The following is a 16,107-nucleotide window of genomic DNA, read 5'->3' as shown; positions in this document are numbered from 1 at the left end:
CTCCGCTTCCAGGATCACCGACCGCCGTCAGGCGCGCGCGCCGCGCACGCCGTCGGCCAGTGTCTTCACAAAGTCCAGGGTCGCCGACACCGTCTTGTCGGTCGCCTTGCCCTCCCCGTCGAGGGAGTCCTTGATCGCGTTGACCACCGCGGTGCCGACGATGGCGCCGTCGGCGACCTTCGCCACGTCCGCCGCCTGCTGCGCCGTCTTGATGCCGAAACCGACGCAGACCGGCAGGTCGGTATGTCGCTTCAGCCGCTCGACCGCACTGGTGATCATATCGTTAGACGCCGACGCGGTGCCGGTAATTCCCGCGATGGAGACGTAGTAGACGAAGCCGGCTGTGTTGGTCAGCACCTTGGGCAGCCGCTTGTCGTCGGTCGTCGGGGTGGCGAGGCGGATGAAGGCCATGTCCTTCTTCAGCGCCGGCACGCAGAGCTCGTCATCCTCTTCCGGCGGCAGGTCGACGACGATCAGCCCGTCGGCCCCGGCGTCCAGCGCGTCGGTGAGGAAGGCGTCCACCCCGTAGGCGTAGATCGGGTTGTAGTAGCCCATCAGGATGATCGGCATGTCCTGGTTGTCCTGGCGGAACTCCCGCACCAGGGCGAGGGTGCCCTTCAGGGTCATCCCGCCCTTCAGCGCGCGCTGGCTCGCCTCCTGGATCGCCGGGCCGTCGGCCATCGGATCGGTGAACGGCATGCCGAACTCGACCATGTCGGCGCCCGCCCCCGGCAGGCCCTTCAGGAGTGCCGCACTGGTCTTCGCGTCGGGATCGCCGGCGGTGATGAACACGCCCAGGCCGGCCCGGCCCTGTTCCTTCAGCGACGCGAACTTGGCGTCGATGCGCCCCACACCAGACCCCATCAGACCAGACCCTTCGCCTCGAGCTTCGGAATGACCGCGTCGACATCCTTGTCGCCGCGCCCGCAGAGATTCATGACCACGATATGGTCCTTCGGCAGGTCGCCGATCATCTTGGCCACATGGGCCAGCGCATGGGACGGCTCCAGCGCCGGAATGATGCCTTCCTTGCGGGTGCAGAGCGCAAAGGCTTCCAGCGCCTCGTCGTCGGTCACGGAGACGTAGTTCACCCGACCGAGCTCATGCAGCCAGGAATGCTCCGGCCCGATGCCCGGATAGTCCAGGCCGGCGGAGATCGAGTGCGCCTCGGTGATCTGGCCGTCCTCGTCCTGCAGCAGGTAGGTGCGGTTGCCATGCAGCACGCCCGGGCGCCCGCCGGTGAGCGAGGCCGCATGCTGGCCGGTATCGATGCCGTAGCCGCCCGCCTCGACGCCGACCAGGGCGACGTCGGTGTCATCCAGGAACGGATGGAACAGGCCCATGGCGTTGGAGCCGCCGCCGATCGCGGCCACCAGCGTGTCCGGCAGCCTTCCCTCGGCCTCCAGCATCTGCGCCTTGGCCTCGATGCCGATCACCGACTGGAAATCGCGGACCATGGCCGGATACGGGTGCGGGCCGGCGACGGTGCCGATGATGTAGAAATGGGTGTCCGGCTTGGAGACCCAGTAGCGCAGGGCCTCGTTCATCGCGTCCTTCAGGGTGGACGAGCCGGAGGTGACCGGATGGACCTTGGCGCCGAGCAGGCGCATGCGGTCCACGTTCGGCTTCTGGCGCTCGACATCGACCGCGCCCATGAAAACCTCGCACTCCATCCCGAACAGGGCACAGGCGGTGGCGGTGGCCACGCCGTGCTGGCCGGCACCGGTCTCGGCGATGATCTTGGTCTTGCCCATGCGCTTGGCGAGCAGCGCCTGGCCGATCACGTTGTTGATCTTGTGCGCGCCGGTGTGGTTCAGCTCGTCGCGCTTGAAGTACAGCTTGCCGCCGCCGAAGTGGTCCGTCAGCCGCTCGGCGAAGTAGAGCGGGCTCGGCCGACCGATGTAGTGCTTCTGGTAGTACTCGAACTCGCGCTGAAACTCGGGATCCAGTTTAGCGGCGGTGTAGGCCTCTTCGACCTGGAGGATCAGCGGCATAAGCGTTTCGGCAACGTAACGGCCGCCGAAGATGCCGAAATGCCCGTTCTTGTCCGGACCGGATCGCAGGCTGTTCGCAGGAGCTGGGCTGGCCATGCCGAAACCTCGTGAAAGCGTTGGTGAGGCACGGTCTTAAGGCCGCAGACGGGGGGATGCAAGGGAGGAGCGCGGGCGGCAGTAGTGCCGGGGCGTGCGGTAGGCATCGGGTTACCGCATTCGGGGTTGCGCCGAGTGCTGACGGCGCGTTGTCGCCCGGTCCGGGGCAGCCCCCCGGATCACGTCCGGGTTCTCCCGGGATGACGACCGATTGTTTTCATTCCCCTCCAATCCCGTCATCCCGGGAGACCCCGGGCTCGGCCCGGGGGCTGCCCGGGACCCGGTGGCCACGGAGGGATCACCGAAAATCCATTTCGCGTTGCGCGCATCCGGTCTCGGACGCGCCGACCCTGACAGCAATAAGGGGACGGCCCCGAAGAACCGTCCCCATCTGAATTGAAGTGTGGGACCCGAAGGCCCTGGCGGCCCCTACTCCGCCGCCTCGATCGCCACGTCGCCGTTGGCCGCCGTCTCGCCGTCGATGACGAGCGCACCGTCCACCGCCGAGACGATCACCACGTCGCCGTCCTTGATCCTGCCTTCCAGGATCCGGTTGGCCAGCGGGTTCTGCAGCGAGCGCTGGATCACCCGCTTCAGCGGCCGGGCGCCGTAGACCGGGTCGTAACCGGTCTCCGCCAGCCAGGCCAAAGCCGCGTCGTCCAGGGCCAGCTTGATGTCGCGGTCGGCGAGCATCTTGCGCAGGCGGCCGAGCTGGATGTCGACGATGCCCTTCATGCTCTCCCGCGCCAGGCGGGTGAACAGCAACACCTCGTCGATCCGGTTCAGGAATTCCGGCCGGAACGACGCCCGCACCACCTCCATCACCTGCTCGCGCACCGACTCCACACCCATGCCGTCCGGCATCGCCGCCAGGGCGTCGGCGCCGAGATTGGACGTCATGATGATCATGGTGTTGCGGAAGTCGACCGTGCGGCCCTGACCGTCGGTCAGGCGGCCGTCGTCCAGCACCTGCAGCAGGACGTTGAACACGTCCGGATGCGCCTTCTCGACCTCGTCGAACAGCACGACCTGGTAAGGCCGGCGCCGCACCGCCTCGGTCAGGGTGCCGCCCTCCTCGTAACCGACATAGCCCGGAGGGGCGCCGATCAGACGGGCAACGGCGTGCTTCTCCATGAACTCCGACATGTCGAGCCGCACCATGGCGTGCTCGTCGTCGAACAGGAACTCCGCCAGCGCCTTGGTCAGCTCGGTCTTGCCGACACCGGTCGGGCCCAGGAACAGGAACGAGCCGATCGGCCGGTTCGGATCCTGCAGCCCGGCCCGCGCCCGGCGCACCGCGTTGGCGACCGCCGTGATGGCCTCGTCCTGGCCGACCACCCGCTTGTGCAGGTTGTCTTCCATGGCCAGCAGCTTGTCGCGCTCGCCTTCCAGCATCTTGTCGACCGGAATGCCGGTCCAGCGCGACACCACCGAGGCGATGTCGTTGTCCGACACCTCCTCCTTCAGCATCCGCTTGGACGAGGCGTCCTCGGCCTGGGCCAGGGTCTGTTCCAGTTGCGGAATGACCGAGTAGGTCAGCTCGCCGGCCCGGGTCAGGTCGCCGGCACGCTTGGCCACTTCCAGATCCTGGCGCGCCGCGTCGAGCTTCTCCTTCACCTTCTGGGCGCCGGTTAGCATCTCCTTCTCGCCCTGCCAGCGCGCGGTCAGTTCGCCCGACCGCTCCTCCAGGTCGACCAGTTCCTCCTCCAGCACATCGAGGCGGTCCTTGCTCGCCTTGTCGGCTTCCTTTTTCAGGGCCTCGCGCTCGATCTTGAGCTGGATGATCTTGCGGTCCAGCTCGTCGATCTGCTCGGGCTTGCTGTCGACCTCCATGCGCCGCCGGCTCGCCGCCTCGTCCACCAGGTCGATGGCCTTGTCCGGCAGGAAACGGTCGGTGATGTAGCGGTTGGACAGGTTGGCGGCCGCCACGAGCGCGCTGTCGGTGATCCGCACGCCGTGGTGCAGCTCGTACTTCTCCTTCAGCCCGCGCAGGATCGACACGGTCTCCACCACGCCGGGCTCAGCCACCAGCACCGGCTGGAAGCGACGGGCCAGGGCCGCGTCCTTCTCGATATGCTTGCGGTATTCGTCCAGGGTCGTGGCACCCACGCAATGCAGCTCGCCGCGCGCCAGGGCCGGCTTCAGCATGTTGGAGGCGTCCATCGAGCCTTCGGCGGCGCCGGCACCCACCAGGGTGTGCAGCTCGTCGATGAACAGGATGACCTCGCCGTCGGTGTTGCCGAGCTCGTTCAGAACCGCCTTCAGCCGCTCCTCGAACTCGCCGCGGAACTTAGCACCGGCGATCAGCGCGCCCAGGTCGAGCACCAGCAGCTTGCGGTTCTTCAGCCCCTCCGGCACGTCGCCGTTGACGATGCGCTGGGCCAGGCCCTCGACGATGGCGGTCTTGCCGACGCCGGGCTCGCCGATCAGCACCGGGTTGTTCTTGGTGCGGCGGGACAGGACCTGGATGGTCCGGCGGATCTCCTCGTCGCGGCCGATGACCGGGTCGATCTTGCCGTCGCGCGCCGCCTCGGTGAGGTCGCGGGTGTATTTCTTCAGGGCGTCGAAATTGCCTTCGGCGTTCGCGCTGTCGGCGGTGCGGCCCTTGCGCATGTCCTGGATCGCCTTCTCCAGGTTCTGCGGCGACAGGCCGGTCTCGGTCAGCGCCTTGGACGCGTCGGTTCCGGCGGCCAGGGCGATCGCCAGCAGCAGCCGCTCGACGGTGACGTACTGGTCGCCCGCCTTCTTCGCGACGTCCTCGGCCTGGGTCAGGATCTTCGCCAGTTCCGGCGACATGTAGACCTGACCGGCGCCGCCGCCCTCGACCTGGGGCATCTTGTTCAGGATCTCGTCGACCCGGGCCAGGGCGGCCTTGGAATCGCCGCCGGCGCGCTGGATCAGCGTGGCCGCCAGCCCTTCGGAATCCTCGATGAACACCTTGAGCAGGTGGGCCGGCAACAGCCGCTGGTGGCCGCGGCCGAGCGCCATGGTCTGCGCCGCCTGCAGGAAGCCCTTGCAGCGGTCGGAAAGCTTTTCGAAGTTCATGTATCAATCTCCACGAGTACCGCGTTTCGCCAGTACGACCGCCGACGCCCCATTCAGGCGGCCTCGACGACCTCTTCCAACCAGGAGAAGCGTACTCCCGATCGGTCTTTCAAGGCGGCCCAATGAGGCACCGCCCGTCTCCGGATCAGACATAGGTGTTGCACTGCGGCAACACAAGAGACCGAGCGGCGGATATTGCCCGCACGCCCGCGTTGACAGCGCCCGCGTGCGGGCGTTCTGTCGAGGCATGAACGCGCGCGTCACATCGATCCACCGCTTTCCGGTGAAAGGCCTGTCCGCCCAGACGCTTGACTCGGTCGAGCTGTCCGTCGACCGGCTGATCCCCTTCGACCGCCGCTTCGCCATCGCCCACGGTTCCGCCCCGGTCAATCCGGCCGCCCCGGACTGGCTGTCCAAGGCGCATTTCCTGCAGGTGATGAGCGTGCCCAAGCTGGCGGCGCTTGAGACCCTGTTCGACGACGCCACGGCGACCCTGGAGATCCGGCGCAACGGCCGATCCATCGCCCATGGCGAGCTGACCAGCCGGACCGGCTGCACGGTGATCGAGCAGTTCTTCGCCGCCTATGCGAAGAACGACCTGCGCGGCGCGCCGAAGATCGTGGATCTGGGCGAGCGCGGCTACACCGACGTGGACGCGCCGTTCCTGTCGATCATCAACCTGGCCTCCGTGCGCGATCTGGAGCGGGTGGTCGGCAAGCCGGTCGACCCGATGCGCTTCCGGGGCAATCTTCTGGTCGACGGTCTGGAGCCCTGGGAAGAGATGGGCTGGGTGGGCCGGTCGCTGACCGTCGGCGGGGCCACGGTGCTGGTGGAAGAGATCACCGGACGCTGTGCTGCGACCAATGCCGATCCGGCCACCGGCCAGCGCGACCTGACCATTCCCCACGACCTGCAGCGCGGCTTTGGCCATACCCAGTGCGGGATCTATGTCCGCGTCACCGGTGCCGGCCGGGTGTCGACGGGCGATGCGGTGCGCCTGGGCTGAGGCCCTCCCCTAGCAATCGACAACGGTCGTAACGGACGCTCCCGGACCCGATCCGGTGCTCGATCGACCCAGGCCCGGGCCGGGACTCGGTTGGGGTGCCTGCGGCTTGGCCCTGACTTTCGTCAGGACCAAGCACCCGACGTCAGGGCCCGTCCTGGGCGCTACCGCCAAGCCCGGCCCCGGGCAGGTCCCGGATCAGGTCCGGCGCTCCCTGGGTGACGGGTCAGGGGAACAAGGACATGCGGAAAGGAATAAGGCCCGGTCGCGGGGACCGGGCCTTTCTTGTGCGGTAGGGACGAGGCGATCAGCTCGCCGCGGCGGCGCCGTCGTCGTCGGTATTGGCCGGCTGGTCGGCGCTGGCCGCACGGCGGCGGCGCGGCCGGGCCGGCTTCTCCTCGCCGGAGGCCTCGGACGGAGCCGGAGCGGCCGGCGTCTCGGTGGCAGCGTCCTTGCTGCTGGCGACACGGAGGGTGCGGCGGATGCCGTCCTCCTCGACCGCCGGCGCGGCATCCTCCGTCGCGGCAACACGGCGCGGACGGCCGCGGGGACGGCGCACCGGAGCGGCCTCTTCCTCGGGTTGCGCCTGCGGGGCCGGCTCGGCCGCCGTCACCTCGTCAGTGCGGCTGTCGTTGCGGCCCTCGTTGCGACCTTCATTGCGCGGCTCGGCGCGCTCGGGCCGGTCGCCCCGGTCGGACGGCTGATCGTCGGAGGACCGACGGTCCCGGCGGTGGTCGCGCTGCTGGTCGCCGGAGCGGGCCTCGCGATGATCGCCGGACCGGTTGCCGTCGCGATTCCCCTCGCGGTTGCCACCGCGGTTGCCGTCGGCATCCTGCGAGCGGTTGCCGCCGCCATTGCCGTTGCCGCCATTGTTGCCGCCGGCGCGGTAGTCGTCCCCGTCGCCGTCGTCATCGTCGTCGTTCCAGTCGCGCGGGCCGCCATTCGGCTGACCCTGCCCGCCGCTGCGGTTCTGCCGCTCCGGGTCGTTCTCGGCGAAGGCGCTGACGATCCGGTAGTAGTGATCGGCGTGCTGGAAATAGCTTTCCCCAAGCACCCGGTCGCCCGCCGCCGTGGCGTCGCGGCCGAGAGCCAGATACTTCTCGTAGACCTGATTGGCGTTACCGCGGATGCGGACGTCGGGCCCGTTGCTGTCGAAGGTCTGGTTGCGGTTAGGCGTGTTCGGGCGACGATTGTTACCCCGTCCGCGACCACGCTTCTGGTGTGGGCCTTGTCTCATGCCAACCACATTTCCTGTTGTTTCGAAGCGGACCCCGTGTCCGGTTCGCAGGCCACATTGAAACAGATCGGCCGGCGTCCCCTCGGGCACCGGGCGGACCGCGCTCTGCGATCACCATGTTGAATGTGGCATCGGCCTGGGCCAAATATGCCCCTTGCCTGATCTGCACACTATCTTGCTTCCCCATGTATTCCAAGCGGTTTTCCGACTGCTAGGGGGTGTTCGAACGGGTGTCATTCCATTTGAGAACAAGTGATCTGGGGATGCCGGCGAGATCGGCTTTTCGATCGACCTCCAACAATCCGACGGACGCCATCAGCGCGGCGACCGCGTCGCCCTGACCGATCCCCAGTTCCAGGATCGCCACACCGTCCGGCGCCAGCACGCGGGCCAGAATCGGCGCGAGCGCACGATAGGCCTCCAGCCCGTCCGCGCCCGCCACCAGCGCCCCCAGGGGGTCGTGCAGCCGCACGTCCTCCTCCAGGGTGGGGATCTCGGCTTCCGCAATATAGGGCGGGTTCGACAGGACCAGATCGAACCGCTCGTCCGACGCCAGTTCCGACCAGTCCTGGCAACGGATCTCCGCCCGGTCGGCGAGTCCCGTCTCCTCTGCGTTGCGGCGCGCGACCGCGGCGGCGGGCCCGGACCGGTCGATGCCGAGACCGGTCGCCTGCGGAAACTCCGACAGGGCGGCCAGCAGCAGACAGCCTGTCCCCGTGCCGAGATCCAGGATCCGCCGCGGCGGGTCGCGATCGGCAAAGGCCGCCAACGCCGACTCGATCAGAGTCTCGCTGTCCGGACGCGGGTCCAGGGTGTCGGCGGTCACGGCAAGATCGAGCGTCCAGAACGCCCGGCGGCCGACGATCTTGCTCACCGGCTCACGGGCGAGGCGGCGGTCCACCAGCATGCGAAACCGGGCGAGCGCCGCGTCGTCCAGCGGTGCGTCCTCGTGCGGCCAGACCGCGCGGCCCAGCACGTGGCCGAGCAGCAGCCTCGCGTCGAGCCGCCCGCCCTCGATCCCGGCGCGGGCGAGGTCGGCCGCAGCCGTCTTCAGCGCGTCTCGAATACCGGTCACCGTCCCGCCGTCAGGTGAGCGTGGCCAGACGCTCGGCCTCGTCCTCGGAGATCAGCGCGTCCAGCACTTCGTCCAGCGCCTCGCCGGTGATGACGCGGTCGAGCTTGTAGAGGGTGAGGTTGATGCGGTGGTCGGTGACGCGCCCTTGCGGGAAGTTGTAGGTGCGGATGCGCTCCGACCGGTCGCCGGAACCGACCTGATTCTTGCGGTCCGCCGCCCGCGCTTCGTCGGCCGCCTGGCGCTGCAGGTCATAGAGCCGGGCGCGCAGGATGCGCATGGCCTTGGCGCGGTTCTTGTGCTGGGACTTCTCGTCCTGCTGGGTGACGACGACGCCGGTCGGGATATGGGTGATCCGCACCGCGCTGTCGGTGGTGTTGACGTGCTGGCCGCCGGCGCCGCTGGAGCGGTAGACATCGACCCGCAGGTCCTTGTCCTCGATGTGGATGTCCACCTCCTCGGCCTCCGGCAGCACGGCGACCGTGGCGGCGGAGGTGTGGATGCGGCCCTGGCTTTCGGTGACCGGCACCCGCTGCACGCGGTGCACGCCGCTCTCGAACTTCAGCCGGGCGTAGACCCCGCGCCCGGTGATGGAGGCGACCGCCTCCTTGTAGCCGCCGAGCTCGTTCTCGGAGACTTCCATGACCTCGACCCGCCAGCCGCGGTTCTGGGCATAGCGCTGGTACATGGCGAACAGGTCGGCGGCGAACAGGGCCGCCTCGTCGCCGCCGGTGCCGGCGCGCACTTCCAGGATGACGTTCTTCTCGTCCGCCTCGTCCTTCGGCAGCAGCAGGATCTGGACCTCGCGCTCCAGTCCCGGCAGCCGGGACTCGATCTCGTAGACCTCGGCCTCGGCCAGTTCCTTCATCTCGGCATCGCCGCCATCGGCCAGGGCCCGGGCCTCGGCGAGCTCGGCGCGGGTCCGCTTCAGCTCCTCGACCTTCGCCACCACCGGCGCCAGTTCCGACAGCTCGCGCGACATCTTCTGGAACGCGCTGGAGTCCAGCTTGTCCGGGCTGGACATCAGCGCTTCCAGCTCCTTCGCGCGATCGACCACCCGGTCGAGGGTCGCCTCAAGGCTCACGTCTCGTCTCCTCCCTGCGGGTCCGGCATGTCGAACAACCGGAACACCATGTCTTTCGTCTGCCGGTCGAGCCGGCCCCGTTCCGCCAGGTCGCGCAGCATCACCGACGGCGCGTGGGCCAGCCGGGCGGCGATGCGGCGGGCGAGATCGCCGTCCGTCCCCGCCACCTCGGCCACCATCGCCTCCACATGGGCGCGCAGGGCGGCGATGTCCGGCGCGGCGTCACGACCCGACCGGTCGCGGGTGAAGGCCGCCACCGCCTCCTCCACCATCCGCTCGGCACGGGCCGCCTCGCCCGCCCGGTCGGCCATCCCGGCGCGGGTGATCGCCTCCAGATCGCCCACGTCGTAGACGAAGGCCTCGTCGAGACGGTGAACCGCAGGCTCTACATCGCCGGGCACCGACAGGTCGAGAAGGAAGAACGGACGCCGCCGCCGACGGCGGAGCGCTGCCTCGATCATGTCGGCGGTGATCAGATAATGCCCCTCGCCCAGGGTCGTCACCACGACATCCGCCCGGTCCAGCGCCGCCGCCAACCGGTCGAGCCCCGCATGATGGGCCTCCAGCTCGCGGGCCGCCAGGGCGGCCCGGCGGGGAAAGCGGTCGAGCACCTCCAGCCCGTCCATGCCGGCCGACGCCATATGCTCGGCGATCAGCAGACCCAGCTCGCCGGTGCCGACAAGCAGGCCGGCCCGTCCGTCGAGGGCGCCGAACAGGTCGCGCACCCGCGCCACGGCGGCGGCGGCCAGCGAGACCGGCCCCTCGCCGATCTTCGTCTCGCTGCGCACCCGCTTGGCGACCGCGTAGGCCGCCCGCAACGTGTCCTCGACGACCGGTCCGGTGCCGCCCAGATCCCGGCACAGGCGGTGGGCGGCACGGACCTGGCCGAGCACCTGCGGTTCGCCGACCACCTGACTGTCGAGGGAGCAGGCGACCCGGAAGACGTGCCGCACCGCCTCGTCGCTCGCATGGGCGTAGAGCAGCGGCCGCAGCACGGCGCCGTCCAGCTCGACCGGGCGGCCCAGCTCGGCGGCGACGGTTTCGGGCGATATCCGCGGATCCTCGAAGCGGCCGATCACTTCCACGCGGTTGCACGTGGACAGCACCATGGCCTCGCGGGCGCCACGCGCCTTCAGCGCGTCCAGCATGGCCGGCATTTCGGAATCGTCGACGAACAGCTTCTCGCGCACCCCGTCGGGGCAGGATCGGTGATCGACGCCGATCACCTGGAGCGGCGGAGGAACGGCAGGCATGGCTCGGCCCTAAAGCGCCAGGGCCCGCGCCCCCGCGATCCGGTCGAGTCCGCGCTCCCGATGACGTCCTGCCAAATTCCGACTCCTGTGGCGAACGGGCGCCCCGCTCTGTTCCCGGCCCCTACTCGGCGGCGACGCCGGCATCCTGCGCGGCGCGTTCGGCCTCGATTTCGGCCGCCTTCTTCTCGATCAGCTCGACCATGTGGTCGACCACGTCCTTGCTCTTCAGGCGGTGGTCCGGCTGGCCGGCGATATAGACCATGTGGGTCCCGTTGCCACCGCCGGTGATCCCGATATCGGTCTCGCGCGCCTCGCCCGGACCGTTCACCACACAGCCGATCACCGAGACGGTCATCGGCGTGGTGATGTGGGCCAGGCGCTCCTCCAGAACGCGCACGTTCTCGATCACGTCGAACTGCTGGCGGGCGCAGGACGGGCAGGAGATCACGTTGACCCCGCGGTGGCGCAGGTTCAGCGACTTCAGGATATCGAAGCCGACCTTGACCTCCTCCTCCGGGGCGGCGGAGAGGGACACGCGGATCGTGTCGCCGATGCCGCTCCACAGCAGCATGCCGAGGCCGATGGACGACTTCACCGTGCCGACGCGCTGCGCCCCGGCCTCGGTCACGCCGAGATGCAGCGGGTAGTCGCAGGCCTCCGCCAGCCCCTGATAGGCGGCGGTGGCGAGGAACACGTCGGACGCCTTCACGCTGATCTTGAAGTCGCGGAAGTCGTTGTCCTCCAGGATTTTCGCGTGATCCAGGGCACTCTCGACCATCGCCTCCGGGCAGGGCTCGCCGTATTTCTCGAGAAGATGCTTCTCCAGACTGCCGGCATTGACGCCGATCCGCATGGAGCAGCCGTGATCCTTGGCCGCCTGCACCACCTCGCGCACCCGCGCGGCCGAGCCGATATTGCCCGGGTTGATGCGCAGGCAGGCGGCCCCGTTCTCGGCCGCCTCGATGGCCCGTTTGTAGTGGAAATGGATGTCGGCGACGATCGGCACGCTCACCTGCGCGGTGATCTGCTTCAGCGCCTTGGAGGAGTCCTCGTCGGGACAGCTCACCCGCACGATGTCGGCGCCGGCGGCCTCGCAGCGCTGGATCTGCGCCACGGTCGCCTGGACGTCGGCGGTCAGGGTGTTGGTCATGGTCTGGACGGAGATCGGCGCCCCGTCGCCCACCGGTACGGATCCCACATAGACGCGGCGGGACGGACGCCGGTGGATGTCGCGGTACGGTCGGACACTCATGGTGGCCTCGGCTTGTCGGTGCAGGGGTATCTGCTTCGCGCGCCCGTTATAGACGATGAGCGGCCGTCAAGAAAGCCGAGCCGGGGCCGGGCGACGGAAAGCCGCCCGCCCGGTGCGACAGGCGCGGCTAATTGCGGCCGGCGACCGCCGTTCCTTCGGTCAGACGGTCGGGGTCGAGCGCGATGTTACGGACGACTTCCCCGAAGGTACCGAGACTCGGCGTCGGCTTGCCGTCGACCACGATCTCCAGCGCCCCGGCATTGCCGGTCGCCAGGGTCAGGCCGGACCGGTCGGGGACGCGGTAGACGTCACCGTTGCGCAGGACCCGGGTAAACAGGGTCGTGCCGTCCTGGGAGCGGACCTGGACCCAGCTCTCTCCGGTGGCGCGGACCACGACCCGCTCGATGGCGGCGGGCACCGGATTGGCGGCGGTCCCGGGCACGGCGGCTTCGGACGCGCCGATCAGACCGCTCAGACGCGGTGCGGTCGGCACCGCATTGCCGGAGGGCGCGGGAGCCAGCGGCCGGGCCGCGGCCAGCGCCTGGGTCGGGGCCGGGGCGGCGGATGCCAGCGCGGTCGCGCTCGGCTCGGGATCGGCTGCGGGCGTGTCTTCCGCCGTATCGGCGGCCGGAGCGGCGGGGACGACCGTGTCGATGCTCGCGACCGAGCTGTCCGGCGCCGGAGCCGCGGTCACCGTGACCGGCGCGACCGGCGCGGGCTGAGCCGCAGGCGCATCGGTCGTCGGCCGGGTGATGGCGGAGACGGGTGCAGGCGCGGCCGGTTCGGTGGCCGGCGCCGGCTGCAGATCAGAGGTCTGGGTACCGGACGTCGGAGAGACGGAGGCCGTCGCTGCCTCGCCGCTGGTGGAACGCGCGGTCACCGGCACGCTGGTCGGATTGGCCGCCGTATAGGCACTGTCGGTCGCCGAAGCCGGGGCGGTGGACGGCGGCGCCGATGCGACGGACTCCGTCGCCGGGACGGCGGTGGACGGACCGGTCGCGGGCGGAAGCGTGGTCGGCGGGTTCTGGCCTTCGATCAGGGTCGCCAGGCGTTCCGGCACGTCCGGCACCATGTCGTAGACCGACATCCCGCGCTCCGACAGCCAGTACCAGCCGCCATAGGCGAGGCCGGCCAGCAGGACCGAGGCGAACATCAGGCCGACGCCCGGAACGCGCCCTTCCGGGGCCGGCGAGGGGAAGACGAGTTGGGTGCGCTGGTCGAGACCGGCGGCTTCCTGCTTGAAGCGGGTGACCGCCCGCTCGACGTCGAGGCCGAGAAAGGCGGCATATGTCCGCACATATCCGATGGCGTAGGTGGTGCCCGGCAGCACGTCGGGCCGCCCCTCTTCCAGCGCGGCCAGAAATTCCTTGCGGATCCGAAGCTGCGCGGCAACGTCGGCGATCTCGAGACCGGCCGCCTGGCGCGCCTCGGTCAGTTCCTGCCCGATGGTCGGATCCGACCCGGAGTCTCGATATGGCATCGCGTCTCCCTCCTTCGCGGACGACCGTCCCACGGTCCGGCCGGCTGTCGCATCGAAGGCCGAGCGACCCGCCGCGCCGTTGCGGTTCCGCGAACCGGCCTCGTTCGCCGCCTCCCGGGCGCGGGCCCGTCCGGCCTGCGTCAGCGACTCGATATCCGTCAGCCGCAACTTTGTCCGTGCCGTCTTAAGCGTCATCGTCGCCTCGACCAAGTAGCGGTATGGCAACTTTCGGCTCGCGTCTCCGCCCCCGCGCGAACCGCTCTCAATACGCGGCGACGATACTTCAATGTATGATGTAATTCAATTACCTATTCAGGAGAGCCATCTTCGCGTCTTAGAAAGGGCAGCGAAAATCCCGACCAGTAATGCCGGGTTTCAGCGATGGTCGGCCAGATAACTCTTCAAGTGATTTCGGAGGGAACCTGTCTTTTTTTTCATCGAATACAAAATAAACTCGGATAACTGATTGATATCGGCTGAAAGAATGGCTTCCTTGACCGGCCCGATGGAGACCGCCGACATCGACAGGGTCCGATAGCCGAGGGCGGCGAGGGCCAGGGCCTCGATCGGTCGACCAGCCATTTCGCCGCAGACCGAGACCTCGATACCGGCGGCCTTGCCGGCCTCCACGATACGTCGCATGGCATCGAGAAATAACACCGAAAGCGGGTCGTAGCGATTCGCCGTGCGTTCGCCGCCCCGGTCGGCGGCGAACAGGAACTGCAGCAGATCGTTGCTCCCGACCGACAGGAAGTCGGCCGCCTGGGCGAGTTCCTCGATTGCCAGCAGGGCGGAGGGCACCTCGACCATCGCGCCGACCGAAATGGAGCCGGGCATCGCGTCGGGCCGCTTGGCCGCCCGGGCGATCTCCAGATCGACGATCGCACGCGCGGCGCGGAATTCGTCCACGGTCGCGACCATCGGCACCATGATCCGCACCGGCCGCGTACCGGCGGCCTGGATCATCGCGCGGACCTGCTGACGCAGGATCGCCGGCTGGTCGAGGCCGATACGCAACGCCCGCCAGCCCAGGGCCGGGTTCTCCTCCACCTCGTGGACGAAGGAGTGCAGCCGCTTGTCGCCGCCGGCATCGAGGGTGCGGAAGGTCACCGACCGGCCGCCGGCGCTGTCGAGGATGCGGCGATAGAGTTCGGTCTGGGCGTCCACGTCGGGATATTCGCGGCGCACCAGGAACGGGATCTCGGTGCGGTACAGGCCGATCCCTTCCGCGCCGACCGAGTCGAGTTGGGTGACGTCGACCAGCAGGCCCGCATTCATCTGCAGCGACATCCGCACCCCGTCGCGGCTGACCGCCGGGGTGGCGCGCAGGGCCGCATAGCGCGCTCGGGTGGCTTCCCGGGCGGCGAGGCTCTCGCGGAACTGGGCACGGGCGTCGTCACCGGGTCGCACCAGGACCTGGCCGTGATCGCCGTCGACGATCAGCGGATCGCCCGGATCGACCTCCTCGATCAGATGGGCCAGCCGTCCGACCACGGGAATGTCCAGCGCGCGGGCGACGATGCCCACATGGGCGGTGGCCGACGCCTCCTCCAGCACAAGTCCCTTGAGCTGGGCGCCGGCATAGTCCAGCAGTTCCGCCGGCCCCATGGAGCGGGCGACGAGGATGAACGGCTCGTCCGGCCCGGCCGGCTCCTGCTCCGGCTCGCCGCCGGCCAGGCGGCGCAGCAGCCGTAGGGCCACGTCCTCGAAGTCGGCCAACCGTTCGCGCAGGTATTCGTCCTTCACCGCCGCCATGCGCGACCGGGTGTCGTCGCGCACCTTCTGCACGGCGGCGGCGGCGGTCAGGCCGCTGTCGATGGCGTCGCGGATGCGGCCGATCCAGCCGGTGTCGCGGGCGATCAGCCGGTAGGTCTCCAGCACGTCGCGATGCTCGCCCGCCGCGGACAGGGCCTCGGACTCCATCACCCGGTCCAGGGACTCGTGCATGTCGGCCAGCGCGGCCCGCAGCAGCTCGTGCTCCACCGCGGAATCCTCGGCGACCACCCCGCCGATCACCACCCGCGGCTGGTGCAGCCTGGCATTGCCGATCGCCACCCCGTCGTGGATGCGGATGCCGTGGATCACCAGCGGTCCGCGGTCGCGGTTGGGATCGCCGCCGGGCAGGCTCATGGTCGTCAGCACTTCGGCCAGGACCATCGCCAGGGTTTCCAGCGACTCCACCTCCTCCTCGTCCAGCTCGCGCATCGACACGTGCTGCACGACGAGCACGCCGAGCACCCGGTCGGAGCGGCGGATCGGCACGCCGGCGAAGGACTGGAACGCCTCTTCCCCGGTCTCCGGGCGGTAGGCGAATTTCGGATGCTTCTGCGCCTCGGCCAGGGTGAGCGGCAGGCGGGTCTCGGCGATGTGGCCGACAAGGCCTTCGCCCGGCTGGAAGAACAGCCGGTGGACCGCCTGCGGGTTCAGACCCTGGGTAGCGCAGAGTTCCAGCACCCGGCCCGGGCGCTGGACATAGATGGAGCAGACCTCGGCCCCCAATTCGTGGGCGATCACCTGGACGGTGCTGTCGAGGCGCTGCTGCGGCGTGCCGACCCCCGCCATGACGTCGCGCAGACGGCGCAACATCTCAC

The 16,107-nt window shown here is 69.1% G+C and carries 11 protein-coding genes; 1 reads left to right on the top strand and 10 read right to left on the bottom strand.

Features of this window, described 5'->3' with window-relative positions; translation table 11 throughout:
* Positions 1–27 precede the first annotated feature (27 nt).
* The 3 genes from trpA to clpB form a co-directional block, all read right to left on the bottom strand.
* A complete protein-coding gene (gene trpA / locus T8K17_RS09215) occupies positions 28–864 on the bottom strand; it encodes a tryptophan synthase subunit alpha (protein ID WP_322334210.1) in 837 nt (278 codons plus the stop codon).
* A complete protein-coding gene (trpB, locus tag T8K17_RS09210; protein WP_322334209.1) occupies positions 864–2,090 on the bottom strand; it encodes a tryptophan synthase subunit beta in 1,227 nt (408 codons plus the stop codon). The genes trpA and trpB overlap by 1 nt, the downstream gene beginning before the upstream one ends.
* 429 nt (positions 2,091–2,519) lie before the next feature.
* Positions 2,520–5,135, bottom strand: coding sequence for an ATP-dependent chaperone ClpB (gene clpB, locus T8K17_RS09205; protein WP_322334208.1), 2,616 nt, complete (start codon positions 5,133–5,135; stop codon positions 2,520–2,522).
* 247 nt (positions 5,136–5,382) lie between these two features.
* Between clpB and T8K17_RS09200 the strand changes: the two genes are divergently transcribed.
* Positions 5,383–6,141: an MOSC domain-containing protein gene (locus T8K17_RS09200; RefSeq protein WP_322334207.1), complete on the top strand. Its 759-nt coding sequence runs from the start codon at positions 5,383–5,385 to the stop codon at positions 6,139–6,141.
* A gap of 304 nt (positions 6,142–6,445) precedes the next feature.
* Here the strand turns inward: T8K17_RS09200 and T8K17_RS09195 are convergent, their stop codons facing one another.
* The 7 genes from T8K17_RS09195 to ptsP all read right to left on the bottom strand — a co-directional run bounded on the left by T8K17_RS09195 (position 6,446) and on the right by ptsP (position 16,102).
* Positions 6,446–7,375: a DUF4167 domain-containing protein gene (locus T8K17_RS09195; protein ID WP_322334206.1), complete on the bottom strand. Its 930-nt coding sequence runs from the start codon at positions 7,373–7,375 to the stop codon at positions 6,446–6,448.
* A gap of 211 nt (positions 7,376–7,586) precedes the next feature.
* Entirely contained in the window at positions 7,587–8,450 is an 864-nt protein-coding gene (prmC, locus tag T8K17_RS09190; RefSeq protein WP_322334205.1) for a peptide chain release factor N(5)-glutamine methyltransferase, read from the bottom strand.
* A 10-nt stretch (positions 8,451–8,460) separates the two neighbouring features.
* Positions 8,461–9,531 (bottom strand): peptide chain release factor 1, encoded by a 1,071-nt coding sequence (prfA, locus tag T8K17_RS09185; RefSeq protein WP_322334204.1) that lies wholly within the window; start codon positions 9,529–9,531, stop codon positions 8,461–8,463.
* Positions 9,528–10,784, bottom strand: coding sequence for a glutamyl-tRNA reductase (gene hemA / locus T8K17_RS09180; protein WP_322334203.1), 1,257 nt, complete (start codon positions 10,782–10,784; stop codon positions 9,528–9,530). The genes prfA and hemA overlap by 4 nt, the downstream gene beginning before the upstream one ends.
* A gap of 121 nt (positions 10,785–10,905) precedes the next feature.
* Positions 10,906–12,036, bottom strand: coding sequence for a flavodoxin-dependent (E)-4-hydroxy-3-methylbut-2-enyl-diphosphate synthase (ispG, locus tag T8K17_RS09175; protein WP_322334202.1), 1,131 nt, complete (start codon positions 12,034–12,036; stop codon positions 10,906–10,908).
* A 127-nt stretch (positions 12,037–12,163) separates the two neighbouring features.
* Positions 12,164–13,516 carry a RodZ domain-containing protein gene (locus T8K17_RS09170; RefSeq protein WP_322334201.1) on the bottom strand — a complete coding sequence of 451 codons (1,353 nt, stop codon included), beginning with the start codon at positions 13,514–13,516 and terminating at the stop codon, positions 12,164–12,166.
* 375 nt (positions 13,517–13,891) lie between these two features.
* Positions 13,892–16,102, bottom strand: a complete 2,211-nt coding sequence (gene ptsP / locus T8K17_RS09165; protein ID WP_322334200.1) for a phosphoenolpyruvate--protein phosphotransferase — start codon at positions 16,100–16,102, stop codon at positions 13,892–13,894.
* Positions 16,103–16,107 lie beyond the last annotated feature (5 nt).

The organism is Thalassobaculum sp. OXR-137 (assembly GCF_034377285.1).
Taxonomy (GTDB): Bacteria; Pseudomonadota; Alphaproteobacteria; order Thalassobaculales; family Thalassobaculaceae; genus Thalassobaculum.
Note: the sequence above shows the minus strand (reverse complement) of the source record. Positions and strands in the feature narration are given on the sequence as shown.

Bases quoted from the DNA above. Each gene is read 5' to 3' on its own strand.
- trpA (WP_322334210.1), bottom strand. From the start codon at position 864: ATGGGGTCTGGTGTGGGGCGCATCGACGCCAAGTTCGCGTCGCTGAAG.
- trpB (WP_322334209.1), bottom strand. From the start codon at position 2,090: ATGGCCAGCCCAGCTCCTGCGAACAGCCTGCGATCCGGTCCGGACAAG.
- clpB (WP_322334208.1), bottom strand. From the start codon at position 5,135: ATGAACTTCGAAAAGCTTTCCGACCGCTGCAAGGGCTTCCTGCAGGCG.
- T8K17_RS09200 (WP_322334207.1), top strand. From the start codon at position 5,383: ATGAACGCGCGCGTCACATCGATCCACCGCTTTCCGGTGAAAGGCCTG.
- T8K17_RS09195 (WP_322334206.1), bottom strand. From the start codon at position 7,375: ATGAGACAAGGCCCACACCAGAAGCGTGGTCGCGGACGGGGTAACAAT.
- hemA (WP_322334203.1), bottom strand. From the start codon at position 10,784: ATGCCTGCCGTTCCTCCGCCGCTCCAGGTGATCGGCGTCGATCACCGA.
- ispG (WP_322334202.1), bottom strand. From the start codon at position 12,036: ATGAGTGTCCGACCGTACCGCGACATCCACCGGCGTCCGTCCCGCCGC.
- T8K17_RS09170 (WP_322334201.1), bottom strand. From the start codon at position 13,516: ATGCCATATCGAGACTCCGGGTCGGATCCGACCATCGGGCAGGAACTG.
- ptsP (WP_322334200.1), bottom strand. From the start codon at position 16,102: ATGTTGCGCCGTCTGCGCGACGTCATGGCGGGGGTCGGCACGCCGCAG.